The sequence below is a fragment of the Blastococcus sp. SYSU DS1021 genome, assembly GCF_054050995.1.
The window spans coordinates 1-24,220 of sequence record NZ_JBJHAL010000003.1; the positions used below are offsets into that span (position 1 = coordinate 1).

Genomic DNA, 24,220 nt, shown 5'->3' on the forward strand with positions numbered 1-24,220 from the left:
TTTTTTTTTAGTGTTTTTTGTTTGGGGCGGGGGGGGGTGGGGGGGGGGGGGGGGGGGGGGGGGGGGGGGGGGGGGGGGGGGGGGGGGGGGGGGGGGGCGTCGTTGATTGGGCCCTGACACTGGATCCGTGGCGAGAACCGTGCGCGTCCACGAGGCGACGACACACCTGTCGGCTGCTGGAAGCGGTCGGGGCAGGGGAGGACGTCGTCATCACTCGCGCTGGCAAACCGGTTGCCCGCCTGGTCGCGGCCGGAACCCGGGCGGTTCGGCGCGTACCGGGCTCGCTGCGGGGCCGGACGAGGATCGCGGACGACTTCGACGAGATGCCCGAGGGGGGCGCTCGCGGCATTCCGAGGCGTCGGCCCGTGACCTTGCCGGCGGAGCTCGGTCGGCGTTGGTGGTCCACGGAGCCGAGTGCGGCGACAGGATGGTGATGGTGGCATTGCCGCCGGCCCATGTCCGGTGGGCGGTCCCCGTCATGCAGGGAGCGGCTCGCGCACCCTGACCTGGCCGTTGCCGGCGCTCAGGTCAGGTGAGTTGCTCGTGCCGGAACGTCTCGCCGTGGGGGTAGATGAGCTCGACCTCGAAGCAGTCTGCGGCGACATGCTCGAGGAAGCTGCGGGCGGTCCCGGTGGGTGCGGCCGGGAGGAGGACCGCGATGGACTCGACGGTGGTCCGGTCATCGAGGGCGGAGGTGTTCGCTGCGTACCGGTAGGCGGCTGCCTGAGCCCATGCGTGAGCGACGGTGACGACATCGGCGGCGGCTTTCGCCTCCACGACGCGCCGGACCGTTGGCTCGTACACGTCGGCTCGCAGTTCACCGATGGGGTGCTCTCGGAGGTAGCGGTGAGGGAGTGTCGCGACATACGCGGCGACGAGGTCCGCTTCGAGCTGCTGGCGGGCGGGTGAAGCCGGTGGTTGCACGGCGATGGCTTCAGCCCGTTGAGCGAAGCGGCCAGCCGTGTCGAAGCGTGACGGCAGGTCGGTCCGCTGCCAGTACACGCGGCTGCTCTTGAGTTCGTGACCTTTCAGCAGGGTGTGCATGGCCTCGTAGACGTCGCAGTGCCGGTAGCGGCCGTCGAGCTCCTCGAAGGTCTCCCAGATGGACCGGCTGCCGCCCGGGCGGTCGTTGCGGGTGCAGGGCCACGGCAGAGACAGGACGGCGGCGGCGACCTCATGGAGGGGTGCGGGTGCGGCGTCGCCGGGGCGGGGGTGGCGCATGCGCTCGGGGGCGTGGGCGAAGCACATCACACCGGTGCGTTCGAGGTCCAGGACGGCGCGGAGGACTGCCGGGGTGGCCTCGGCCGTGTAGCCGCGCGCCTTGAGGTGGTCGATGACCTCGCTCCACTGCAGCAGATCGTCTCCGAGGTGCTGCTCGATATAGCGGGTCGCGACGGCAGTGACGTGGTCGAGGTTCTGCGAGGCGGAGGCGGTGCTCATGACGGTGAACGCTACGACGGTCACGGGCTCGTCGGTGCTGGGACGCTGTACGGCGTCGCGCCCACCACCTGGCGGAGCTGGTCCTGCATCCGTTGCAACAGTCCCTCAGTTAGTTGACATAACGTCGATTATCGGCGCGATAGAACGGGGCGCGAGAAGGGGCTGACACCTGTCGGGAATCGCCCAGGTCGGCCGGCGTGATGACCGTCCACCGCAGGCGTCGCCGCCGCGGCTTTTGACGCCCGAGGCCGATGTCGGAGGCCGATGTCGGAGGCCGATGTCGGGACGCCGCTCGGGTGCCCGTTGCCGACGTCCCGCCTCACGACCCCGCGGCTGGGTCGGCAGCCGGCTGCCTGTGCGCACTTGCGGACACCTCCGACCTCCGGCTCGTCCGACTCCCCCGAAATTGATCTTGACTCGGGACGTGCGCCGCCCGTCGAGCGTTCGTGCGGCCCGTCCGCGACCCCCGGCATCCGGTCCTCCCCGGCCACCCTCCCCGTCCGCTGACACCAGCATCGTTACGTCACAGTGACGTATTCACTGTGGTGTCGGTCGCTCGACAGGCGGACCACCGTCGGGCTTCGTAGGGTCGGGCACATGAGAATCCGACGACCGTTCGCCGCACTGCTGACTTCGCTGGCGCTCTTCGGCGGAGCTGCGACGCTGACCGCGTGCGGGGATCCGGCCGGGCTGGATCGCAATGACGGCAGCACCGACGAGGTCGTGGAGACGGTCGACCCCGAGGACGCCGACCGGGAGAACCTGCCGGACGTCAGCAACCCGGAGACCGACCAGAACACCGACGACGACACGCAGGGCGACTGAGGTGCCGGTCAGCTGGAGCGTTCGGTGACCCAGAGCCGGTCCAGCCGGCCCGTCGAGTGGACGAGGTCGGCCAGGGAACGCTCCAGCTCGGCCTTGGTCGGCCGCTCCTGCAGCAGCGTCTGCACGTCTTCCAGGGCGCAGCGCAGCTGGAACAGCCGGTCCTGCAGCCCGTCCAGCTCCGCCCGTGACACCAGTACGACGTCGCCGGGCAATCCTGCCTTCGCGGTCGCCGAGCGCTGCTCGTAGGCGCGCTGGCGGCAGGCCTGGCCGCAGTACAGCCGCGGCCGCCCGACCGACCCCTGCTGCGGGAGAACCCGGCGGCACCAGCCGCACCGGCGTTCCTCACCGCTCCCCCGGCTGGGGAGTGGTGCGACGGGAAGGGATGCGGTGCTGCCGGACGCGTGCTGCTGTGCCACGCCTGCGCACGCTAGACGCCGCTGACGACAGTCCTGCATGACACGCCAGAACAGGCGTGGAAGGGCTGCCGACCTGTGGCCGGAGGCTGGTCGACCACCGCCTCCGACCGTGTCGACGGGGCCTCGCAGGTGCGCCGACCGGTGCCACTAGCGTGGACGACGTGCCTGCCGCGCGCTTCGCCTTCCTCGACGCGCCGACGCCGTTGGCCATGGCGCACCGCGGTGGAGCGATCGAGCACCTGGAGAACAGCATGCCGGCCTTCCAGGCCTGCGTGGACCTGGGCTACCGGTACCTCGAGACGGACGTGCAGGTGACGGCCGACGGCGTCCTCGTCGCCTTCCACGATCCCACGCTGGAGCGGGTCACCGACCGCAGCGGCCGCCTCGACGGCCTGACCTGGGCACAAGTCTCCGAGGCCCGCATCGGCGGCCGGGAGCCGATCGTGCGCCTCGAGGACCTGCTGGGCGCGTGGCCCGACGTCCGGTTCAACCTCGACATCAAGGCCGCCGGCGTGCTGGCCCCGCTCGTGCGCCTGGTGCGGCGCATGAAGGTGCTCGACCGCATCTGCCTGGGCTCGTTCTCCGACGCCCGCGTCGCCGCGGCCCGGCGGCTCTTCGGACCGATGCTCTGCACCTCGCTGGGGCCCCGGGGGGTCGCGGCGCTGCGGTTGTCCTCCTACTCCCCCCGCGCCGCCGGGCTGGTGCGCATCCCGGCCGGCTGCGCGCAGGTGCCCCTGCATCTCGGCGGCCGCGCCCTGGTGGACGAGCGCTTCCTCGCCGCCGCCCACGCGCGCGGTCTGCAGGTGCACGTGTGGATCGTCGACGACCCCGATGAGGCCGCGGCCCTGCTCGACCTCGGGGTCGACGGCATCATGACCGATCGGCCGGCGATGCTGCGCGAGGTGCTGGAGAAGCGCGGCCAGTGGGCGCCACCGTCGTGACGTGGCTCCGGGACTGGCGTCCGCGCACGCCCCCGCTGCCGGAGGACCTCGCGGCCCTCGTCCGGCCCGACGACCCCGAGTGGTTCGCCCGGGAGCTGGCCATCGCCGTCGCCCCGCCGTGGTGGTTCTGGCGGTTCGTGCTGCGTCGCTTCTCGTGGCTGGTGAGCGTCTTCGGCCGCGTGGAGGTCACCGGCGAGATCCCCGAGGAGCTGCGGCGGGGGCCCTTGCTGCTGGCCGCCAACCACATCGGCGACTTCGATCCCTTCGTCATCGCCGTCGCCCTGCACCGGCTGGGCGTCTCCCCCCGGATCATGGCCACCGGGGGCATCGTCTCCGCGCCGGTCGCCGGCCCGCTGCTGGAACGGACCGGCGCCATCCGGGTGGAGCGGGGCACCGAGCTGGCCCGCCACGCCGTCCGCGTCACCGAGGTGGCCCTGGTGCACGGAGGCCACGTCGTCGCCTATCCCGAAGGCCGGGTGGGCCTGGCGCCGGACCTCTGGCCCGAACGGGGCCGCACCGGAATGGCGCGGCTCGCACTGGGCCTGCGGGTGCCCGTGCTCCCGGTGAGCCAGTGGGGTGCGCACGAGGTGCTCCAGTACGGCAACGACCTCGGCAAGCTGCGCACCCTGCTGCGGGCCGTGCTGCGCCGTCCCGCGTTGCGGGTGCACGTCGGCCCGCCGGTCGTCTTCGACGACCTGGAGATGGGCCGCGTGGGAGACGCCAACCGGGCGCGCACCCGCATCGCCGCTGCGCTCACCCGGGGCCTGCGCCCACTGCGGTCCGACGAGCTCGACGGCCCCGCGTTCGTCGACCCGACACGGCCCACGACCGCCGTCGCCGCTTTTCCCGGCGGTGTCGTGCCGGAGGACATCCCGTGACCGGCGCGGGCCGGTGCTGGACCGGCCGCCACCTGCCTGGCACCCTGCCGCGGTGACCACCGCCGTCCCCGCCGCCGACCCGTCGGTGCCGTCGACCGATCCCGCCCTCCGGCGCGAGCGGTTCGGCTGGTACTCCTACGACTGGGCGATGTCGGTCTTCAACACCTCGGTGACGACCGTCTTCCTCGGCCCGTACCTGACCGCGATCGCGCGGGACGCCGCGGGCCCGGACGAGCGGCTCTCCTTCCTCGGGCTGTCGCTCGCGGCCGGCAGCTGGTTCTCCTACGTGCTGTCGGCGTCGGTCGTCCTGCAGGTGCTCGTGCTGCCCCTCGCCGGCGCCGTCGCCGACCGCACCGGCCGCAAGCGGGAGATGCTCACCGGGCTGGCGATCCTCGGGGCGCTCGCGACGACCGGCCTGTTCTTCGCCGGCGACGGCCGGTGGCTGCTGGGCGCGGGTCTGTTCGTCCTCGCCAACATCGCGTTCGGCGCGGCCACGGTCGTCTACTACTCGTGGCTGCCGGAGCTGGCCGGACCCGACGAGCGCGACGCCGTCTCCAGCAAGGGCTGGGCGTTCGGCTACGTCGGCGGGGCGCTGCTGCTGGCGGTCCACCTGGGCCTGGTCGTCGCGGCCGAGGACCTGGGGCTGACGACCGGTGAGGCCGTGCGTATCTGCCTGGCGACGGCGGGGCTGTGGTGGGGGGCCTTCACGCTGTTCTCGGTGTCCCGCCTGCGCAACCGCCCGGTCGCGCCCTCCGCAGGCCGGTCCAGCAGCAGCTTCCGCCAGCTGGCCACCACCTTCCGCGAGATGCGGGCCTTCCCGCTGACGCTGTGGTTCCTCGGTGCCTACCTGCTGTTCAACGACGGCGTGCAGACGGTCATCTCCCTGTCGGCCACCTACGCCACCGAGGAGCTGGACCTGGCGCAGGACGTGCTCACCGGCGCGATCCTGATGGTCCAGGTGGTGGCGATCTTCGGCGCGCTGGGCCTCGGCCGCCTGGCCGGTCGCTACGGCGCCAAGCGGGTCGTCCTGGGCGCCCTGGTGGCCTGGATCGGTGTGCTGTTCGCCGCGTTCTCCCTGCAGACCGGCGCGGTCGCCCAGTTCTACGCCCTCGCCGCCGTCATCGGGCTCGTGCAGGGCGGCACCCAGGCCCTCTCCCGCTCCTTGTTCAGCCAGCTCATCCCGGCGGGCAAGGAGGCGGAGTACTTCGGCTTCTACGAGATCAGCGACCGCGGCACCAGCTGGCTCGGGCCGCTCGCGTTCGGCCTCACCTACCAGCTGACCGGCTCCTACCGGCTGGCCATCGTCAGCCTGGTGATCTTCTTCGTGGCCGGGTTCGTCGCGCTGGCCGCGCTGCCGATGCGCCGCGCTGTCGTCGCCGCCGGCAACACGCCGCCGGAGAAGCTGTGACCGCGCCCGACGGCGAGCGGCCCGCTCCCCCGCCGCCGATGGTGCCCGCCTCCGGCGACCGGCGACGCCACCCCGCACCGGCCCATCTGCGGTTCTTCCACGGCCCCATGGACTGCGGGAAGTCCACGCTGGCGCTGCAGGTCGACCACAACCACAGCCGGCAGGGCCGGCACGGGTTGCTGGTCACCCAGGGCGACCGGTCCGCGGCTCCGCGGATCAGCTCCCGCGTCGGGCTCTGCCGGGCGGCGATGGAAGTGCACGCGGGCACCGACCTGCGGCTGCTCGTCCGCACGCGCTGGGCCGACGGCCACCGGGTCGACTACCTGATCGTCGACGAGGCGCAGTTCCTCCTCCCCGCCCAGGTGGACCAGCTGGCCGAGCTGGTCGACGAGTCGCACGTCGACGTCTACGCCTTCGGGCTCACCACCGACTTCCGCGCGCAGCTGTTCCCCGGGACCCGGCGCCTGCTGGAGCTGGCCGACGAGGTGCAGCGCATCCAGGTGGAGGTGCTCTGCTGGTGCGGTCTCCCGGGGCTGCTCAACGCCCGGGTCGTCGACGGCGTCATGGTCCGCTCCGGCGCGACCGTCGTCGTCGCCGACACCGCTCCCCCCGAGCTGCCCGGGGAGGGCGCCGGCGCCCCCGCCGTCCGGTACCAGGTGCTCTGCCGGCGGCACTACGTGCGCGGCGAGCTGGGCCCCACCGCCGCCGGGCCGGGCCAGCTCGCCCTGCCCTGAACGGCGGCTCCTCACCCCTGTGGGGGGCGCCCGCGCCCCGGATCCCACCCCATGCGATGATGAGCAGCCGATTCGGCGGAATCTCTCCGCCTTTTCGGTCGTTCATCTCTCTGACTCCCCGGTCGCCTGGGTACTGCCCTGGCCACCGGACGTCGAGTCCCGACCGACACGAGCACGAGAGGACGGTGTGCCATGGGTGAGCGTTCCCTGCGCGGCAGCCGACTGGGCAGCGTCAGCTATGAGACCGAGCGCAACACCGCGCCCATCGAGCGGCAGTACGCCGAGTACCGGTGCGCCTCGGGCCACCTGTTCACGGTGCCCTTCGCCGACGACGCGGAGCTCCCCGACACCTGGGAGTGCAAGTTCGACGGTTCCGCGGCGAAGCTGGTCGGTGGGACCGAGCCGGCGCCCAAGAAGGTGAAGCCCCCGCGGACGCACTGGGACATGCTCCTGGAGCGGCGCAGCGTGGAGGACCTCGAGGAGGTCCTCGCCGAGCGCCTCGAGGTGCTCCGGGGCCGGCGGACACGCGCCAGCTGACCCCAGCCCTACCGCAGTGACCGGACGGCCCCGGTGGAGAGATCCACCGGGGCCGTTCCGCGTCCGGGGCCGGGTGCCCCCGGGAGCGGGTCAGGCCTTCTGGTCGGGGTCCCGCAGGACCTCCCCCTCGATCACGAGCGGCTCCCCACGGCCGTAGGACTCGGTGGTGTCCACCGGGGCGGTACGGGTGCTCCCCACGCGCACCGGTCCACGCAGGTGCTCGGGCAGCCGGGCGAGCACCACCCGCCGGAGCGCGCCACGCACCAGCCCCCGGGTGCCCGGCAGCAGGCACAGCAGCCCGATCAGGTCACCGAGGAAGCCCGGCAGCACCATCAGCAGACCGCCGACGGCGACCAGCCCGGCGTCACCGAGCTCGCGGCCCGCGGCCTCGCGTGACCGCGCCCGCTGCCGCAGGTCGGCGAGGGCCCGCCGGCCCTGGCTGGCCAGCAGCACCCATCCGAGCGCACTGGTGACGAGGGTGGCGAGGATCGTCCACCCGAGGCCGATCCAGGCGGCGACCAGCACGAAGACCACCAGCTCCGCCAGCGCGGTCAGCCCCACCACCGTGCGCAGTCTCCGACGCACCACGTCAGCCACGTCGCCTCCCCTCCCCAGGTCGTGCCGTTCCCGCTCCCCCGCCGGTCACGGGTGGCCGCACGCGTCCGGGCAGCCAGTCGGCCAGCCGGTCCTGCACGCCCCACACGGTCACGCGCGCCCACGCCTCTCCAACGATCGAGCCGCTCATCTTGCTCCGGCCGAACGCACGTTCGGTGAAGGTGATCGGCACCTCGGTGACGCGGGCCCCTGATCGCAGGGCTCGCCAGGCCCAGTCGACCTGGAAGCAGTAGCCCTCGCTCGCCACCTCGTCGAACGGGAGCCGGTCGATCAGCTCGGCGCGGGCCGCCCGGAAGCCCCCGGTGGCGTCGCGCAGCGGCAGCCGCAGCGCCCACCGGGTGTACCGGTTCCCGAGGCGGGACAGCACCAGCCGGTGCAGCGGCCAGTCCTCGACCCGGCCACCGTCGACGTAGCGGGACCCCAGCACGAGGTCGGCGTCGGCCAGGGCGGCGAGCAGGGCGGGCAGCTGCTCGGGCGGGTGCGAGCCGTCGGCGTCCATCTCGACCAGGACGTCGTAACCGCGCTCCTGGGCCCAGCGGAACCCGGCGACGTAGGCACGTCCCAGGCCGGCCTTCGCGGCGCGGTGCAGGACGTGGACGCGGGGATCGGCCGCCGCCAGCGAGTCGGCGATCCGCCCGGTGCCGTCGGGCGAGCCGTCGTCGACGACCAGGGCGTGCGCCTCCGGGACGCTGGCGTGCAGCCTGCCGAGCACCCGCTCGAGGTTCTCCGCCTCGTTGTAGGTCGGGACGACCACCAGGACGCGCTCGCTCACGCCCGGCTCCCCGCACGCCGCCGGAGGGCGGCGCACAGCGCCGCGCCGAGCCCCAGGGCGGTGAGGAGCACCTCCGGCGCGGCACCGAGCCGCTGGGCGACCGTCCGGCCGTCCCGCTGGGCCACCTCGGCCACGAACACCGCGGGCTCGAACAGCTCGGAGGAGCGCACCACGGTGCCGTCCGGCGCCACGATCGCGGAGATGCCGCTGGTCGCGGCCACCGCGACGGTGCGGCCGAACTCGACCGCGCGCACCCGGCTCATCGCCAGCTGCTGGGCGCTCTCGTCGGTGTAGCCGAACGTGGCGTTGTTGGTCTGAACCACGAGCATGCCCGCACCACCGTCGACGACGTCGCGCACGAGGCCGTCGTACACCACCTCGAAGCAGATGAGGTCGCCGAGCCGCACGCCACCGATGTCGAGGACGCCCACCTCGTCCCCCGCGGCGAAGTCCCGGCGGACGAGGTCGACCTTGTCGCTGAAGAACCGGAAGAAGTCGCGGGCCGGGACGTACTCGGCGAACGGAACGGGATGCCGCTTGACGTACGTGTCGCCGGGACCGCCCTCGGGGGTCCAGACGATCGCGGTGTTGCTGATGTACTCCCCCGGGCCGTTCACGACCGCGCCGACCAGCACCGGCGCACCCACCGCATCGGCCGCGCGCTGGATCTGCGCCGCGGCGTCGGCGTTGCGGTAGGGATCGATGTCCGAGCTGTTCTCCGGCCAGAGGACGACGTCGGGAGGTGGCTGCCGGCCGGCGGCCACCTCCCCGGCCAGGCGCAGCGTCTGCTGGACGTGGTTGTCGAGCACCGCCCGCCGCTGGGCGTTGAAGTCCAGGCCGGCGCGCGGTACGTCGCCCTGGATCACCGCGACGGTGGCGGTGGGGCCGCCCGCGGTGAGGGAGCCCCCGGCCAGCGGCAGCCAGGCCAACCCGCCCACCAGCGGGATCGTCAGCGCGCCGGCCAGCGCGGCCGCCGCCCCGCGACGGTGCCGGGCCGTGATCCCTGCCGTGCTCCGTCCCTGCGCGAGGGCGAGGGCCGCCGCCGCCAGCAGGGTGCCGGTGAGCGCGACGGCGAAGCCGACCAGTGGGACACCGCCGTACGCGGCGAACGCCAGGAAGGGGCCCTCGGTCTGGGAGAGGCCCAGCCGGCCCCAGGGGAACCCCCCGAAGGGGAAGCGGCCGCGGCCCGCCTCGACGGCCACCCACAGGGCGGCGGCCCACAGCGGCCAGGCGGGGAGCCGGGACGTGAGCGCGGTCAGGCCCCCGAGCGCGGCGACGAACAGCGCCTGGCTGACCGCGAGGGCCAGCCACGGGACGGCCCCGACGTAGATGCCGGTCCAGGAGAGCAGGGGGACGAAGAAGGTGAGCCCGGTGACCAGCCCGAGCCAGAGACCGGCGCGGACGCTGCGCCCGTGGACGGCGACGGCGAGCGCGGCCGGGCCCAGCACCGCCAGGGCGGCGAGGTCGTATCCCGGGAACGCCAGGAACATCGCCAGCCCGCCGCAGGCAGCCAGGACGGTGCGCCAGGGGGCGCGCGACCAGCGGGAGGCCGGAGCTCCCGCCGGCGGCACGGGCCGCCCGGCAGCGTCGGGGCCGGCCGGGCGCGCGAGCGTCCAGGTTCCCGGCCCGCCATCGCCTGCGGGCACGCAGCGCCTCCCCGGTGCAGCCGCCCACCCGGGGCGGGACGTCCCCGCGCCCGTTCGGGCGGGGTCCGGGCCGCGGTGTCCGCGGCCCCGACCCAGCATCCCATCCCGGCGGAGTGGGCGAGCGCGTGTGCGCCGGGACCTTCCGTCCGAACCACCGGACCCCTGCTCCCGGGGGCGCCGGCGGTCGCCCTCCGCGATCGGCGCGCCTTCGGGCCGGACGGCCGGTCGCTGGCGGCGATCGGCGCGACCGTTGTCTGATGGCGCGGCTCCACGGGGGCTCCGCCGGGGTGCCCGCACACGCCGCGACCGGCGGCCCGCCGGCCCCCCGCGACCCGGGAGCGCACCCGAGATCGGGAGCGCCGGCCGGAGGGACTGACGCGCCTGCCGGGGATCGTGCGTGCGGTGCTCCCGGTCAGGAACTGCAGGGACTGTAAGAACTGCCCCGCGCCGAATCGAGACCCTGGCGAGCTGTGCGTCGCAGTGTGATCGAATCGTTACTGATCGTTGACAGCGACGGCGCTCACCCCGCGCCCGTCACCACCCGGCCGTCGACGAGCAGACCGGCGCAGCCGGGTCGGATCCGGTTGCCGAGGACGCCGGAGAGCCCCTGGTCGGTGGCCCACAGCGCGAGGTCCGCGGGCGCTCCCACGGCCAGCGGCCCGGCCGGGTGCTCGGCGCGGACGGCGAACCAGCCGCCGTGCGTGGCGGCGTCGAAGGCGTCGAAGGGACGCAACCCGGAATCCGGCGTCCGGTGGTCGACGGCCGCGTGCACCGCCCCCCAGGGGTCCAGCGGAGTCACCGGCGCATCGCTGCCGAGAGCCAGGGCGACCCCCGCGTCCGCGAGCTCGGCCAACGGATTGGTGGCCAGGGCCCGCTCGACGCCGAGCCGCTCGGCGTACATGCCCGCATCGCCTCCCCAGGTGGCGTCGAAGGCCGGCTGCACGCTGGCCACCATCTGCCAGTCCCGCATCCGGTCGATGGCCGCGGCGGAGGGCATCTCCAGGTGCTCGAGGCGGTGACGGCAGGCGCGGACGGTCGCGACGCCCAGCTCCGCGACGACGGCGCCGACGGCGTCCAGGACCTGCTCGACGGCGGCGTCCCCGATGACGTGGAAGCCGGCCTGGATCCCCGCCGCCGTGCAGGCGCGCACGTGCTCCACCAGCGCGGCGGACTCGAACCGCAGGGTGCCCGACGTCTCGGGTCGGTCACTGTAAGGAGCGCTCAGGGCGGCGGTGTGCGAGCCGAGGGCGCCGTCGCAGAACAGGTCTCCCCCGGCGCCGGCGAGACCGAGTTCCCGGACCAGCTCCAGGCCGCCGCGCTCGGACAGCTCGCCCCAGTACCCCACGACGCGCGGGCCGGGCACCTCGGCGGCCAGGGCCAGCAGCTCCCTCAGGTCGTCGGCGGAGGAGACCTCCGGCCCGGCCATCTCGTGCAGGCTGCCGATCCCCAGGGCGGCCGCCGCGGACCGGGCGGCGCGCTGTGCGGCGCGGCGCTGCGCGGTCCCCACCGCACCGTAGGCGGCCTGGCGGGCGGCGTGGTGGGCGTCCAGGCGCAGCCGTCCGTCCGGCGAGAACCCCGGGAGCCCGGTGATGCCCGGGACGAGGTCGAGCAGCGCGGTGGAGACCGTCGCCGAGTGGACGTCGACACGGGCCAGGTAGACCGGGCGCCCGGCGGCCACGGCGTCGACGTCGGCGCGCGTCGGGCCCCGTCGCTCGGGCCAGTCGGTCTCGTCCCAGCCGGTGCCCAGGACGATCCCGCCTGGCGCCGTCGCGACGTGGGCTCGGATGGACTCCATCGCATGGGCGAGGCTGGGGCTCGAGTGCAGGTCGAGACCGGTCAGCGCCAGACCGGTCGCCGTGGCGTGCACGTGCGCGTCGACGAAGGCAGGCGTCAGCAGCGCCCCCTCCCCCGCGACCGCGTGATCGGCACGCGGGGCCTCTGCGGCAGCACCGGTCCAGGCGATCCGGCCGTCGACGACGTGCACGGCGCGCCCGGGGCGGTCGCCGATCCGCACGTCGGTGAGCAGCAGGCTCATGTGGCGTCCACCTCTCGTCCCCGCGCTCGCGTCCGACCGCGAGGCGACGAGTAGGAGATCACGCCGACTCGGCCGCTCCGGCGGGAGACCCTCCGGTGGCCGGGCGCCCCGCCCGACGGTAGGCAGGACCGATGGGCGGCAAGGGGAAGGAGCTGCGCACCGAGCGGCTGCGGCTGCGCCCCTGGACCACCGGCCCGGCGGACCTGGCCCGGCTTCGCGACGTCTACCGCCGGGAGGAGGTGACCCGCTGGCTGGGCGGGACGCCGTCGGTGCCCCCGGCCGAGCTGGTCGAGCGCTGGGCCGAGGTGCACCGCCAGGACGAGACGTTCCTGTGCTGGGCGATCGAGCGACCCGACGGCGTCCCGGCGGGCACGGTGCTGCTCAAGCCGCTGCCGAACGGGGTGGGCGAGGTGGAGGTCGGGTGGCACCTGCACCCCGACTCGTGGGGTCACGGCTACGCCACCGAGGCCGCGCGGGCGGTGATCGACCGGGCGTTCGTTCGCGGCCTCCCCGAGGTCTACGCCGTCGTCCGACCCGGCAACGAGCCGTCGATGGCGGTGTGCCGGCGGCTGGGCATGACCCCGCTGGGCCGGATGCGGCGCTGGTACGACGTCGAGCTGGAGGCCTTCCGGCTCATGGCGCCGGTCGTCGTCGAGTGAGCTGTCCGCTCAGCGGCGGCGGAGCAGCCCGGTGAGCCGGCGGGCCGGGGACTTCTTCGCGCGCGTCGTCCCCCGCCCCGCCGCGCGCACCGCGTCGGCGGCCGCCGCCTCCGACGGCGTGGGGGCGGTGCCCCCGAGGTGGGCCGGGAGCCACCAGCGGTCGTCGTCGCCGGCGGGCCGGTCGGGGTAGCTGCGCTGCGCCTCGTCGAGCAGCGCCACCATGGCGGTGCGCGTGCGGTCCAGCAGCGCGGCGATCTGCTCCCCCGGCTCGGGGGTGATCGGGTCGCCCAGGAAGACCATGACCGGGACGCCCCGGCGCAGCTCCACCTTGTGGTTCTTGGTCGCCACCCGGTGCCCGCCCCACACCGCCGCCGGGATGATCGGCACACCGGCGTCGATGGCCATACGGGCGGCGCCTGCCTTGAGGTCCTTGACCGTGAAGCTCGTGCTGATGGTCGCCTCGGGGAAGACGCCGACCACCTCGCCGTCCTTGAGGGCGCGCACGGCGGCCTCGAACGCCGTCGAGCCGGCTTTCCGGTCGACGGGGATGTGCTTCATGGCCCGCATGAACGGCCCGGCGAGCCAGTGCTCGAACACGGGCGACTTCGCCATGAACCGGACGAGGCGGTGCTGCGGCAGCGCGCCCAGGCCGAGGAAGGTGAAGTCGAAGAAGCTGACGTGGTTGCTGCAGATGATCGCCCCACCCACGGGTGGGACGTGCTGCGAGCCGCGGACGTCGAACCGGAACCGGAGGAGCCGGAAGACGACGAGTGCCAGTCGGATGACCAGGCGGTAGGGCTTGTCCCTCGGGTCGGGCGACGTGCCGAACAGCCCCGGACGGACGACGTCGCGCCAGCTCGCGGTGTACATGGCGGGAATCTAGCGGCTCGCGCCGGCGGTCGCCCGGGGGGTCTCCTCCCCCGCGGTGACGGCGACGGCCGCCCGGACGACGGCGGCGAGGTCGCCGGTCTCGCGGTGCACGCGCCGCTGGAGGTCCGCTCCCGTCCCGCGGGTCAGGAGGGCGTCCAGACCGCTGCTCACCACGGCTTCGTCGCCGGCCTCGGCGAGCGCGGGCCGGACGTGGTCCAGCAGATCGGCCAGCACGTCGGCGGCCGGGGCGGGCCGGCCGGTTCGCGGGTGCACCAGGTCACCGGAGAGCCCGGAGCGGGAGGCGCGCCAGGACGCCAGGCGGAGCACCTCCGCGCGCGTCTCCGGTACCGCTCCCCCGGCGCGGGCCTCCCGGGCGGCGGTCTCGACCAGGCCGCGCACGAGCCCGGCGAGGGTGACGGCGTCCTCCACACGCATCAGCACGTCGGCCGTGCGGACCTCGACGGTGGGCCAGGTGGCCGACAGGCGGGCGTCGAAGTAGACCATCCCGTCGTCCAGCACGGTCCCGGTGGCGAGCACCGCCTCGACGAGCCGGTGGTAGTCCGCCGCGTCGTGGAAGGGCTCGTTCGGGCCGGCCGAGGGCCATCGGTGCCACACCTGCGACCGGAAGCTGGCGTAGGAGGTGTCCCGGCCCTGCCAGAACGGCGAGTTCGCGCTGAGCGCGGTCAGCACCGGCAGCCAGTTGCGGATGCGGTTGAGCACCGCCACCCCTTCCTCGTCGTCGGCCACCGACACGTGCACGTGGCAGCCGCAGGTGAGGACCTCCTCAGCGGTGCGCCCGAAGGTCTCGAGCAGGCGCCCGTAGCGCTCGCCCTCCGTGGGGACCGGCGTCACGCCGACCGGCGAGGTGGCCAGGGCGGCGACGCGGGCACCCACGGCGGCGGCCGCGTCGTCGGCCCGGCCGCGCCAGTGCCGCAGCTGGCTGCGGATCTCGGCCAGCGTCGTGCACACCGGCGTGCCGAGTTCCATCTGGTGGGCCTTCAGCTCGGGGACGAGGCGGGCGGTCTCCGGGACGGCGACGTCCTTGCCGCGCTCCTCGAGGTCGTGCTGGTGGACGTCCTCGCCCTCGCCGCGGCGCGCCGCGACCGCCAGGGCCTCCGGGGCCCGGGGAACGGGAACGCCGTGGGGGTCGACGACCAGCAGTTCTTCCTCGACGCCCACCGTTCGCACGGTCCCATGATCCAGAGGGACATCGCCGGGCGCAGATCCAACCGGTCCTGGTGGTCCGTTGGTGATGCGGTGCCCGAAGGGCGCCGGTTCTGGTTGCTCGTCAAGTCAGCACAACGAATGTTGTCTCGATTGTTGGGGATAACGGTAGACTGGACGCATGCCACGTGCCTGGCAGCAGCCGTTGCCCGACATGCCTGCCCTACCGCCGGCACGCGCCTGGGCCCGGCTGCGACCGCCTCCTGGGTACGAGGACCAGTGGCGCCGGCTGGCCGACGCGGCGCTCGAGCTCGATCTCGGGCCCGAGGAGCTGGCGGCCGGTGGCCTCGACGAGCTGTCCGCCGCGCGCGGCTGGAAGCCGGCCACCGTCGCGCTCTACAGCAAGGTCGCCCGCTACGGCGGTCTGGCGCTCGCGCAGCCGGCCACCCCCGAGCCGGATCCGCCGCAGCTCGATCTCCGGCCGCTGACCCGGATCCGCGCCGAGGACCCCGAGCACCTGCGCTCGGTGGCCTGGTGCGCGCTCGCCCTGGGCTGGCCCGCGCCGGTCGGCGCCTTCCGTTCGCTGCGGCGGGACCAGGTGCGGGCGACCGCGCGCCGCCTGCACGTCACCACCGACGACGGCGAGTGGTCCGTCCCCGGGGCGCTGACCGCCTGGCACGCCTGGGAGGCGGCTCGGGCGAGGTTCCCGGCGCTGGCCGCCAGTCCCTGGGTGCTGCCGGCGCTGCGCCGGGGGCCCGGCCTGGATTCCCGCATCGGTGGCAGGCTCTCCAACCAGGCCCTGCAGGCCACCTTCACCAAGCACGTGCGCGCCACGGTCGGGCACCTGCGCGCCACCGTCGCCCCGTCCCGCCGCGAGGCCGTCGAGGAGCTCGCCGCTGCCTACCGGACGCTGTCCTACGACTCCTACCGCCGGCTGGCGCTCGCGGCCGGCGCCCAGCCGGTGGGATCCCGCGGCATGGTCCGCGCCACCCGAGCGGTGGCCCGGGCGTCCCGGCAGGCCGGCTGAGCGCGCTCAGAGCAGCGTCAGCTGCTCAGCCGCACCACCGGGGGCGGGGGCCGACGCTGCACCCCGGTCGGGGACAGGACCGGGCCCCGGGAGCGCCGTGGAGGGCAGGCTGCCGGCGGGGAAGCCGACCTCTTCGTCGCCGGGCACGCCCATGACCTCGACCTGGCGGGCCGCCCCGCCGGACCGCCGGTCCAGGCCGTGCCGGGCCAGCAGCGGCGCCACCTGCCGGGCCAGCCACGTGCGGTACTCGGCCGGCACGTAGGCCCGGCGGGCGTACAGGCGCTCGTACCGCGGAACGAGTTCGGGGTGCACGCGACGCAGCCAGGCCATGAACCACTCCCGGGCGCCCGGGCGCAGGTGCAGCGGGATCACGGTCACGCCGGACGCCCCGGCCGCGGCGATCGCAGCGAGTGCGGCGTCCAGCTGCGCGGGAGAGTCGGTGAGGCCGGGGAGCACGGGCGCGAGGAAGACCCCGCAGGGCAGCCCGGCGTCGGCCAGCGCCCGGATCAGCTCCAGCCGGGCGCGCGGGCCGGGGACGCCGGGCTCGAGCGCGGCGTGCAGGTCGTCGTCCCAGATGGCGATCGAGACCCCCAACCCCACGGGGACGTCGCGGGCGGCGGCCGCAAGCAGGGGGATGTCGCGCCGCAGCAGGGTGCCCTTGGTGAGGATGGAGAAGGGGGTGGCGGACGCGGCGAGCGCCTCGATCACCCCGGGCATGAGCCGATAGCGACCCTCGGCCCGCTGGTAGGGGTCGGTGTTCGTGCCGAGGGCGACGTGCTCGCGCCGCCATGACGGCCGGGCCAGCTCCCGCCGCAGCACCTCGACCAGGTTGGTCTTGACCACGACCTGGGTGTCGAAGTCCCGGCCCGAGTCGAGCTCCAGCCATTCGTGCGTCCGGCGAGCGAAGCAGTACACGCACGAATGCGAGCAGCCGCGGTAGGGGTTGATGGTCCACGGGAAGGGCATCGCCGACTCCCCCGGCACGCGGTTCAGCGCGCTCCTGGACCGCACCTCGTGGAAGGTGAGCCCGGGGAACTCGGGCACCTGCACACTGCGCAGCAGCCCACGGATGGTCGGCATGCCGGGCAGCGCCCCGGGCTCGTCGACGTCGAGTCGCTGCGCGTCCCACCGCATGCCCACCATCCGAACACACGTTCGAACGACTGTCCAGCTGTCGGATGGGTGGCGGGGCCCGACGTCGACCGGTGCGGCTGCCCGGTGACCACCGGTCCTACCGACGTCGGACAGCTACCGCCTGGTCTCGTACCTGGTCAGGACCACGCCGTCGGGAAACGTCCGGGTCTCCACCAGGGTCAGGTCCACCCAGTTGTCCAGGGCCGTGAAGAACGGCGTGCCGCTCCCCACCAGGACCGGTGCGGTGGCCACCACGTACTCGTCGATCAGCCCGGCCCGCATCGCCGCTGCGGCGAGTGTGGCGCCGCCGATGTCCATGGGGCCGCCGTCCTCGGCCTTCAGCCGGGTGATCTCGGCGACCGCGTCGCCGGTGACCAGGCGGGCGTTGCCGTCGACCGCGCTGATCGTGGAGGAGAACACCACCTTCGGCATGTCCCGCCAGCGGCGGGCGAACTCGATCTCCGCCGGTGTGACGCCGGGCTGCTGGTCGGCGGTCGGCCAGTGGGAACTCATCGTCTCCCACAGTTTCCGCCCGTACAGCGCCAGGCCGGTCGCCCCCACCCGGTCGGACCACCACTGGAACAGCTCGTCGCTCGGCACGCTCCAGCCGATGTCGTCGCCGGGCGCGGCGATGTAGCCGTCCAGGCTCACGTTCATGCCGAAGCTCAGTCTCCGCACGGCGTCTGCCTCCCATGAGTCGGTCTCCGGCGTACAGACCGGCGCACCGCGGGAGAGTCATCGGTCAGGCCACACCGAGGGGCCGGTCGACCACCACGCCCAGCGAAGGCTGCGCCCGGGACCCCCTCGTGACGCATGACAGCCGGCGGTCAGATCGGTGGCCGGGCCTCGTAGGGGGTGGAGAGGACCACCGTCGTCCGGGTGCGGACGTTCGCGGCGGCGCGGATCTCCTTGAGCAGGTTCTCCAGCGCGTCCGGCGAGGCCACCCGCACCTTGAGGATGTAGCTCTCCACCCCCGCGACCGCGTGGCACTCCTCGATGGCGTCGAGGTGCGCCAGCAGGGCCGGCGCGTCGTCGGTCTGCGCGTCGGTCGGGGTGATCGACACGAAGGCCGTCAGCGGCAGGCCGATCTGCGTGGCGTCGAGCGTCGCCCGGTACCCGGTGATCAGCCCGCGCTGCTCGAGCCGCCGCACCCGCTGGTGCACGGCCGACACCGACAGCCCCACCCGCTCGGCCAGCTCGGTGAAGCTGGCCCGGCCGTCGCGGGCGAGCGCCGCCATCAGCGCCCGGTCGACGTCCAGCGGGACGCCCCCGGCCTCAGCCGGGGAGTTCGACGAGCTCACGGGGACCGTTGTTCAGGACGCGGACGCCGTCGTCGGTGCAGACGACGATGTCCTCGATGCGGGCGCCGTGGCGACCGGGCAGGTAGATGCCCGGCTCCACGGAGAACGCCATGCCCGGCTCCAGCGGGAGCTGGTTGCCGGCCACGATGTAGGGCGCCTCGTGGCTGTCCAGTCCGATGCCGTGCCCGGTGCGGTGGATGAAGTACTCGCCCCAGCCGGCGTCGGCGATCACGGTGCGGGCCGCCGCGTCGATCTGCTCGGCCGTCACGCCGGGGCGCACCGCGGCGGTCGCCGCCTGCTGCGCGGCGTGCAGCACCTCGTACCACTGCGCCACGTCGGCCGGTGCGCTCCCGCCGACGACGTAGGTCCTGGTGCAGTCGGAGCGGTAGCCGGTCGCCGTCTCGCCGCCGATGTCCACGACGACGACGTCCCCGGCCTCCACCGTGCGGCCGGAGAGCTCGTGGTGAGGGCTGGCGCCGTTGGGCCCCGAGCCGACGATGGTGAAGTCCACCCCCACGTGCCCCTCGGCCAGGATGGCCGCCGCGATGTCGGCGCCGACCTCCGCCTCGGTGCGGCCGACCCGCAGCCACTCCCCCATGCGGGCGTGCACCCGGTCGATCGCCGCGCCGGCCCGGGCCAGCTCCTCGACCTCGGCGGGCGTCTTCACCATGCGGAGCCGGTCCACGACCGGGCTCGCGAGCTCCAGCGCCGACCCGGGCAGTGCCCGCTGCACACCCAGCGCGTGCTCGGCCCACGTACGCGACCCGACGGCGACCCGGGCGGGGGCGGAGCCGAGCCGGGCGGTCGCCGCCCCGGCCAGCACCGCGAACGCGTCATCGGTCTCGTCCCAGGCGAGCACCTCCAGGCCGAGCGCTCCGGCCGGGCTGGCGTCGACCATGGGCGCCTCCAGGCGGGGCACGACGAGGAACGCCTCGCCCGAGCGGGGCACCGCGAGGGCGGTCAGCCGCTCCATCGCGTGGGCGGCGTAGCCGCACAGGTAGCGGAGGTCGGCGCCGGGGGTGAGCACGAGGAGGTCCATGCCCAGCTCACCGGCGATCGCCCGGGCGGCGTGCACCCGGTCGACGGTCACGAGCGGGCCTGTTCCGGCCGGTTCTGTCACGGTTGTCACCGGCGCAGAGTAGCCACGCCGGACCACCCTTCCCCGCAATCGTTGCCAGACCGCTACCGTCCGCGGACGTGGACGAGCACGCGCAGTCCGGGCGGACGACGGACGGCACAGGTCGGCGGGGTGGCCGCGTGACCACCATGCTCCTGGACGCCGCATCGCTGTACTTCCGCGCCTTCTACGGCGTCCCGACCAGCGTCACCACCCCGGACGGGCGGCCGATCAACGCCGTCCGGGGTTTTCTGGACATGACGGCGCGCCTGGTCACCGCGCACGCGCCGGACCGGCTGGTCGCCTGCTGGGACGACGACTGGCGGCCGGCGTTCCGGGTGGCGGCGCTGCCCTCGTACAAGGCCCACCGGGTCGCGCCAGAGGGCGGCGAGGAGACCCCCGACGAGCTCGCTCCGCAGGTGCCGGTCCTGATCGAGGTGCTCGCCGCCGCTGGGATCGCCCGCGTCGGCGCACCGGGCTACGAGGCCGACGACGTGATCGGCACGCTCGCCACCCGGGCCCGCGGCCCCGTCGACGTCGTCACCGGCGACCGCGACCTGTTCCAGCTGGTCGACGACGCCCGCGGCGTGCGGGTGCTGTACACGGCGCGGGGCATCTCCGACCTGGAGTTCGTCGACGAGGCCGCCGTCACCGCGAAGTACGGCATCCCCGGCCGGGCCTACGCCGATTTCGCCGTCCTCCGCGGCGACCCGAGCGACGGGCTGCCCGGCGTGCCCGGCGTGGGCGCGAAGACCGCCGCCGCGCTCATCGGCGAGTTCGGCGACCTGGCCGGCATCCGGGCGGCGGTGGCGCGCACGGTGGTCCCGGCGCCGCCGCTGACGGCGGCCGTGCTGAAGAAGCTGCACGCGGCCGCCGACTACCTCGACGCCGCCCCGGTGGTGGTCGCCGTGGCGCGGGACATCGATCTGCCCGCGGTCGAAGGCGCCCTCCCCCGCTCCCCCGCCGACCCCGGCGCGCTGGCCGCGCTGGCCGAGCGGCACGGCCTGCAGTCCTCCCTCGGCCGCCTGGGTGCCGCGCTGGGCTGGCCGGCGGACGCGCTCGGCTGAGCACGCCTCAGCCGCGGGTCACGGCTCGCTCCAGGTGTACCGGGCGCCCTCGGCGTCGGTGATCTCGATCCGGAGGGTGATCTCCTCGTCGTCGGCGGTCACGCCGGTGCACGCGTAGGTGGCCCCCTCCTCCACGCGCATCTCCTGGTCGCAGTTCAGGTCGACGGCGACGCCCTCGCGCTGTTCGAACTGCTCGGCGACGTCGCGCTCCACCGCCGAGCGCGAGAGCACCGTCGGCCCGGTGGTGCTCGCCAGGACGACGCCGCCGACGAGGACGGCCGCCAGCACGAGCAGCCCCACGAGCAGCCCGGTCCGCGTCGTGCGGGCCGGAGGCCGGGCGAGCGCGTACTGCGGCAGTCCGGAACCGCTCGCGCCCGGGGGCCCGTACTGCGCCGGCGGGCCGGACTGCGGCTGCCCGTACTGCGGCTGCCCGTGCGGTGGCTGCCCGTACCGGGGTGGGCCGTACCCGCCGGCGCCCGGGTGCCTGTGCTGCGGCGGCTGGCCGTAGGGAGCCTGACCGAACGGTGGGGCGCCGTAGGGCCGCGTGTCCCCGGGCCGGCCGTAGCCGGCCGGAGCCTGCCCGTGGGGCCAGGCCGGCGGACCCCACGGCTGCTGCGGGGGCGCGGGACGGTCCCCGCCCGGTGCATCACCGGAGGAGTGCTCGCCGTGCGGCGGATGGGTCATCGTCGCTCCCGACTGCCTGCGTCCGGTCGGCGACCGGGCGCCGGGGATTCTGCCGCACCCGAGCACCGGGCCGGTGGCGGCGGACCGCTGATCAGCCGCCGACGGCGACGGCGACGACCCCCCGCCGCACTCGCTCCACCGCGGCCCGGGCGGTTCGGGCCACGGGGTCGTCGGCGACCTTGCCGAGCTGGTCCAGGAGGTCGATGAGCTGCCGCGCCCAGCGGACGAAGTCACCCCCGGAGAGCTCGGTGCCGGCCTGCTCGGCGCCGGCGAGCACCCGGTCCAGGCTCTGCCCGTCGGCCCAGCGGTAGGCGGCCCAGGCGAAGCCGAGATCGAGGTCGCGGCCGGCCGGTACGCCGTGGTCGAGTTCGACGTCCTGCAGCCGGGAGCGGATGGCGCGCATCTCGCCGATCGCCACGCCGACCTTGCCGGCCGGGACGGCGGGGAGGGCAGGGTTGTCCCGCCGCGCCTCGAAGACCAGTGTCGAGACCACGGCCGCCAGCTCGGCCGGCGTCAGGCCGCGCCAGATGCCGGCCCGCAGGCACTCGGCGGCGAGCAGGTCCGACTCCGACCAGATGCGGGCCAGCCGGCGGCCGTCGGCGGTCACCCTGTCCTCCTCCGCCCCCGCGTCGTCGACCGCACCGACCACCTCGGTGTCGGCCGGGACCAGCGGCGCGACCTCCGGCACCAGGTAGCCCAGTTCCTCCAGGACGTCGCAGGTGCGGTCGAACTGGCGGGTGAGGGAGCCGGTGCGCTCGGCCATCTTCCGCTGCAGCGACTCCGCCTCGTGCACCGCGCGCAGCCAGCGCTCGGCCATCCGCACCCGCTCCTCGCGGTCGGGCAGCTGGTGCACCGGGTGGTTGCGCAGCGCCTGCCGCAGGTCGGCGAGCACCGGGTCGTCGGCCGCCGCCGAGCGCCCCTTCTTCACCCGGCGCGCCCCCAGCTCGTGCTCCACCCGTGCGTTGCGCAGGGTGGAGGCGAGGTCGCGGCGGGCGTGCGGGCTGCGGTGGTTGAAGTTCTTGGGCACCCGCACCCGGGCCAGCGCCTGCACCGGCGTCGGGAAGTCCACCGAGCCCAGCCGCCCGGCCCACTTGTCCTCGGTCAGCACCAGGGGGCGTGGATCGGCCAGGTCGGTGATGCCCGGGTCGAGGACGACGGCCAGCCCCTGCCGGCGGCCCGTCGGCACGCGGATGACGTCCCCCGGGCGCAGCGCGGCCAGTGCATCGGCGGCCTCCATCCGGCGCTTGGCCTGCGAGTCCCGGGAGAGCTCCTTCTCCCGGTCGGCGATCTCCCGGCGCAACTGCGCGTAGGCCCCGACGTCACCGCGGTCGGAGCGCATCTCCGCGGCGAACTGCGCGGCGTCCCGCTCGTGACGGGCCGCCGCCCGCGCCAGGCCGACCACCGAGCGGTCGGCCTGGAACTGGGCGAAGGAGCTCGCCAGCAGTTCGCGGGCCCGGGCCCGCCCGAAGGAACCCACCAGGTTGACCGCCATGTTGTAGCTCGGCCGGAACGACGACCGGAGCGGGTAGGTGCGGGTGCTGGCCAGCCCGGCGACCACGCTCGGGTCCATCCCCGGCGCCCAGATGACGACGGCGTGCCCCTCCACGTCGATGCCGCGGCGGCCGGCGCGACCGGTCAGCTGCGTGTACTCCCCCGGGGTGATGTCGACGTGCGCCTCACCGTTCCACTTCACCAGCCGCTCGAGGACGACGGTGCGCGCCGGCATGTTGATGCCCAGCGCCAGGGTCTCGGTGGCGAAGACGGCCTTGACCAGGCCGCGGACGAAGCACTCCTCGACGGTCTCCTTGAACGCCGGCACCAGCCCCGCGTGGTGGGCGGCGAGCCCGGCGAGGAGGCCCTCGCGCCACTCCCAGAAGCCGAGGACGTGCAGGTCCTCCTCCGGCAGCGAGCCGGTGCGCTCGTCGATGATCGCGGCGATCTCGGCCCGCTCGGCCTCGTCGGTGAGGCGCAGCCCGCTGAGCAGGCACTGGTGCACGGCGGCGTCGCACCCGTTGCGGCTGAACACGAACGTGATCGCGGGCAGCAGGCCGGCGCGGTCGAGCCGTTCGACGACGTCGGACCGGGCGGGCGGCCGGTACCGGGGTCGGTGGTGGCCCTCCCGGCGCGAGGAGCCACCCCAGCTGTCGATGCGACGCTCGTGCTCGCGCACGTAGCGGACCAGTTCGGGGTCGACCACGGAGGCGCCGCGCTCGCGCGTGGACAGCGACCGGGGTTCCACGCCCTGCTCCCCCGCGTGCGCCGCGGGGCGCAGGGCGAACAGGTCGAACACCCGGTTGCCGACGAGCATGTGCTGCCAGAGGGGGATCGGCCGGACCTCGCTGACCACGACCTCCGTGTCGCCGCGCACGGTGACCAGCCAGTCGGCGAACTCCTCCGCGTTGCTCACCGTCGCCGACAGGGAGATCAGGGTCACCGACTGCGGCAGGTGGATGATCACCTCCTCCCACACGGCACCGCGGAACCGGTCGGCCAGGTAGTGGACCTCGTCCATGACCACGTAGCCCAGCCCCGCCAGCGCCGGCGACTCGGCGTAGAGCATGTTGCGGAGCACCTCGGTGGTCATCACGATCACCGGGGCGTCGCCGTTGACGGCGTTGTCGCCGGTCAGCAACCCGACCCGGTCGGCGCCGTAGCGCTCGACCAGGTCGTTGTACTTCTGGTTCGACAGCGCCTTGATCGGCGTCGTGTAGAAGGCCTTGCGCCCCTCGGCGAGCGCCTTGTGCACGGCGAACTCACCCACCACGGTCTTCCCGGCACCGGTCGGGGCGCAGACCAGCACGCCGGAGCCGCGCTCGAGCGCCTCGCAGGCCTCCACCTGGAACGGGTCCAGGGAGAAGCCGAGCTCGGCGGTGAACTCGGCCAGGACCGGGTGGGAGGTCCGCCTCCGGGCAGCTGCGTACCGCTCAGCGGGGCTGGACATGCCCCCACG

Annotated in this window: 24 protein-coding genes; 10 read left to right on the forward strand and 14 right to left on the reverse strand. The window is 74.5% G+C overall.

The genetic code is table 11. The features are described 5' to 3' along the window. Positions 1-17: 17 nt before the first annotated feature. Positions 18-434, forward strand: coding sequence for a type II toxin-antitoxin system Phd/YefM family antitoxin (locus tag ACI8AP_RS02840; protein ID WP_456587814.1), 417 nt, complete (start codon positions 18-20; stop codon positions 432-434). A gap of 94 nt (positions 435-528) precedes the next feature. Here ACI8AP_RS02840 and ACI8AP_RS02845 read toward each other — a convergent pair whose 3' ends face one another. After that, positions 529-1,440 carry a hypothetical protein gene (locus ACI8AP_RS02845; RefSeq protein ID WP_456587815.1) on the reverse strand — a complete coding sequence of 304 codons (912 nt, stop codon included), beginning with the start codon at positions 1,438-1,440 and terminating at the stop codon, positions 529-531. Between the two features lie 597 nt (positions 1,441-2,037). Between ACI8AP_RS02845 and ACI8AP_RS02850 the strand changes: the two genes are divergently transcribed. Then, positions 2,038-2,265: a hypothetical protein gene (locus ACI8AP_RS02850; RefSeq protein WP_456587816.1), complete on the forward strand. Its 228-nt coding sequence runs from the start codon at positions 2,038-2,040 to the stop codon at positions 2,263-2,265. Positions 2,266-2,273: 8 nt separating this feature from the next. Here ACI8AP_RS02850 and ACI8AP_RS02855 read toward each other — a convergent pair whose 3' ends face one another. Further along, the gene (locus tag ACI8AP_RS02855) at positions 2,274-2,681 is read right to left on the reverse strand and encodes a hypothetical protein (RefSeq protein ID WP_456587817.1); all 408 of its coding nucleotides are present in this window, start codon (positions 2,679-2,681) and stop codon (positions 2,274-2,276) included. Positions 2,682-2,842: 161 nt separating this feature from the next. Between ACI8AP_RS02855 and ACI8AP_RS02860 the strand changes: the two genes are divergently transcribed. The 5 genes from ACI8AP_RS02860 to ACI8AP_RS02880 all read left to right on the forward strand — a co-directional run bounded on the left by ACI8AP_RS02860 (position 2,843) and on the right by ACI8AP_RS02880 (position 7,179). Beyond that, on the forward strand, positions 2,843-3,622 hold the full coding sequence (locus ACI8AP_RS02860; RefSeq protein WP_456587818.1) for a glycerophosphodiester phosphodiesterase: 780 nt from the start codon (positions 2,843-2,845) through the stop codon (positions 3,620-3,622). Beyond that, positions 3,604-4,500 carry a lysophospholipid acyltransferase family protein gene (locus ACI8AP_RS02865; protein WP_456587819.1) on the forward strand — a complete coding sequence of 299 codons (897 nt, stop codon included), beginning with the start codon at positions 3,604-3,606 and terminating at the stop codon, positions 4,498-4,500. Before ACI8AP_RS02860 ends, ACI8AP_RS02865 begins: the two co-directional genes overlap by 19 nt. Positions 4,501-4,552: 52 nt before the next feature. Beyond that, positions 4,553-5,908: an MFS transporter gene (locus tag ACI8AP_RS02870; protein WP_456587820.1), complete on the forward strand. Its 1,356-nt coding sequence runs from the start codon at positions 4,553-4,555 to the stop codon at positions 5,906-5,908. Then, positions 5,905-6,642 (forward strand): thymidine kinase, encoded by a 738-nt coding sequence (locus ACI8AP_RS02875; RefSeq protein ID WP_456587821.1) that lies wholly within the window; start codon positions 5,905-5,907, stop codon positions 6,640-6,642. Before ACI8AP_RS02870 ends, ACI8AP_RS02875 begins: the two co-directional genes overlap by 4 nt. Positions 6,643-6,834: 192 nt before the next feature. Then, entirely contained in the window at positions 6,835-7,179 is a 345-nt protein-coding gene (locus ACI8AP_RS02880; RefSeq protein WP_456587822.1) for an RNA polymerase-binding protein RbpA, read from the forward strand. A gap of 90 nt (positions 7,180-7,269) precedes the next feature. Here ACI8AP_RS02880 and ACI8AP_RS02885 read toward each other — a convergent pair whose 3' ends face one another. The 4 genes from ACI8AP_RS02885 to ACI8AP_RS02900 form a co-directional block, all read right to left on the reverse strand. Next, on the reverse strand, positions 7,270-7,776 hold the full coding sequence (locus ACI8AP_RS02885) for an FxsA family protein (RefSeq protein WP_456587823.1): 507 nt from the start codon (positions 7,774-7,776) through the stop codon (positions 7,270-7,272). Continuing rightward, positions 7,769-8,566, reverse strand: a complete 798-nt coding sequence (locus ACI8AP_RS02890) for a polyprenol monophosphomannose synthase (protein ID WP_456587824.1) — start codon at positions 8,564-8,566, stop codon at positions 7,769-7,771. Before ACI8AP_RS02890 ends, ACI8AP_RS02885 begins: the two co-directional genes overlap by 8 nt. After that, entirely contained in the window at positions 8,563-10,212 is a 1,650-nt protein-coding gene (gene lnt, locus ACI8AP_RS02895; RefSeq protein WP_456587825.1) for an apolipoprotein N-acyltransferase, read from the reverse strand. Before lnt ends, ACI8AP_RS02890 begins: the two co-directional genes overlap by 4 nt. A gap of 520 nt (positions 10,213-10,732) precedes the next feature. Beyond that, entirely contained in the window at positions 10,733-12,247 is a 1,515-nt protein-coding gene (locus ACI8AP_RS02900) for an amidohydrolase (protein ID WP_456587826.1), read from the reverse strand. A 131-nt stretch (positions 12,248-12,378) separates the two neighbouring features. Here ACI8AP_RS02900 and ACI8AP_RS02905 point away from each other — a divergent pair, with 131 nt between their 5' ends. Beyond that, positions 12,379-12,906, forward strand: coding sequence for a GNAT family N-acetyltransferase (locus tag ACI8AP_RS02905; protein ID WP_456587827.1), 528 nt, complete (start codon positions 12,379-12,381; stop codon positions 12,904-12,906). 9 nt (positions 12,907-12,915) lie between these two features. Here the strand turns inward: ACI8AP_RS02905 and ACI8AP_RS02910 are convergent, their stop codons facing one another. Together ACI8AP_RS02910 and ACI8AP_RS02915 are read right to left on the reverse strand one after the other, a co-directional pair. Continuing rightward, positions 12,916-13,776 (reverse strand): lysophospholipid acyltransferase family protein, encoded by an 861-nt coding sequence (locus ACI8AP_RS02910; protein WP_456587828.1) that lies wholly within the window; start codon positions 13,774-13,776, stop codon positions 12,916-12,918. 9 nt (positions 13,777-13,785) lie between these two features. After that, on the reverse strand, positions 13,786-14,964 hold the full coding sequence (locus ACI8AP_RS02915) for a carboxylate-amine ligase (RefSeq protein ID WP_456587829.1): 1,179 nt from the start codon (positions 14,962-14,964) through the stop codon (positions 13,786-13,788). A gap of 157 nt (positions 14,965-15,121) precedes the next feature. Here ACI8AP_RS02915 and ACI8AP_RS02920 point away from each other — a divergent pair, with 157 nt between their 5' ends. After that, the gene (locus ACI8AP_RS02920; RefSeq protein WP_456587830.1) at positions 15,122-15,967 is read left to right on the forward strand and encodes a hypothetical protein; all 846 of its coding nucleotides are present in this window, start codon (positions 15,122-15,124) and stop codon (positions 15,965-15,967) included. A gap of 6 nt (positions 15,968-15,973) precedes the next feature. Here ACI8AP_RS02920 and ACI8AP_RS02925 read toward each other — a convergent pair whose 3' ends face one another. From ACI8AP_RS02925 to ACI8AP_RS02940, 4 genes are all read right to left on the reverse strand, one after another. Next, a complete protein-coding gene (locus tag ACI8AP_RS02925; protein WP_456587831.1) occupies positions 15,974-17,110 on the reverse strand; it encodes an Rv2578c family radical SAM protein in 1,137 nt (378 codons plus the stop codon). 105 nt (positions 17,111-17,215) lie between these two features. After that, the gene (locus ACI8AP_RS02930) at positions 17,216-17,779 is read right to left on the reverse strand and encodes a dihydrofolate reductase family protein (protein WP_456587832.1); all 564 of its coding nucleotides are present in this window, start codon (positions 17,777-17,779) and stop codon (positions 17,216-17,218) included. A gap of 149 nt (positions 17,780-17,928) precedes the next feature. Continuing rightward, a complete protein-coding gene (locus tag ACI8AP_RS02935; RefSeq protein WP_456587833.1) occupies positions 17,929-18,402 on the reverse strand; it encodes an Lrp/AsnC family transcriptional regulator in 474 nt (157 codons plus the stop codon). Then, positions 18,377-19,531: a M24 family metallopeptidase gene (locus ACI8AP_RS02940; protein WP_456587834.1), complete on the reverse strand. Its 1,155-nt coding sequence runs from the start codon at positions 19,529-19,531 to the stop codon at positions 18,377-18,379. The genes ACI8AP_RS02935 and ACI8AP_RS02940 overlap by 26 nt, the downstream gene beginning before the upstream one ends. Positions 19,532-19,668: 137 nt before the next feature. Between ACI8AP_RS02940 and ACI8AP_RS02945 the strand changes: the two genes are divergently transcribed. Further along, complete coding sequence (locus ACI8AP_RS02945; RefSeq protein WP_456588019.1) at positions 19,669-20,586, forward strand: 5'-3' exonuclease; 918 nt, start codon at positions 19,669-19,671, stop codon at positions 20,584-20,586. A gap of 18 nt (positions 20,587-20,604) precedes the next feature. Here ACI8AP_RS02945 and ACI8AP_RS02950 read toward each other — a convergent pair whose 3' ends face one another. Both ACI8AP_RS02950 and ACI8AP_RS02955 read right to left on the reverse strand, forming a co-directional pair. Then, positions 20,605-21,270: a DUF4333 domain-containing protein gene (locus tag ACI8AP_RS02950; protein ID WP_456587835.1), complete on the reverse strand. Its 666-nt coding sequence runs from the start codon at positions 21,268-21,270 to the stop codon at positions 20,605-20,607. 91 nt (positions 21,271-21,361) lie between these two features. Beyond that, positions 21,362-24,211, reverse strand: a complete 2,850-nt coding sequence (locus ACI8AP_RS02955; RefSeq protein ID WP_456587836.1) for a DEAD/DEAH box helicase — start codon at positions 24,209-24,211, stop codon at positions 21,362-21,364. Positions 24,212-24,220 lie beyond the last annotated feature (9 nt).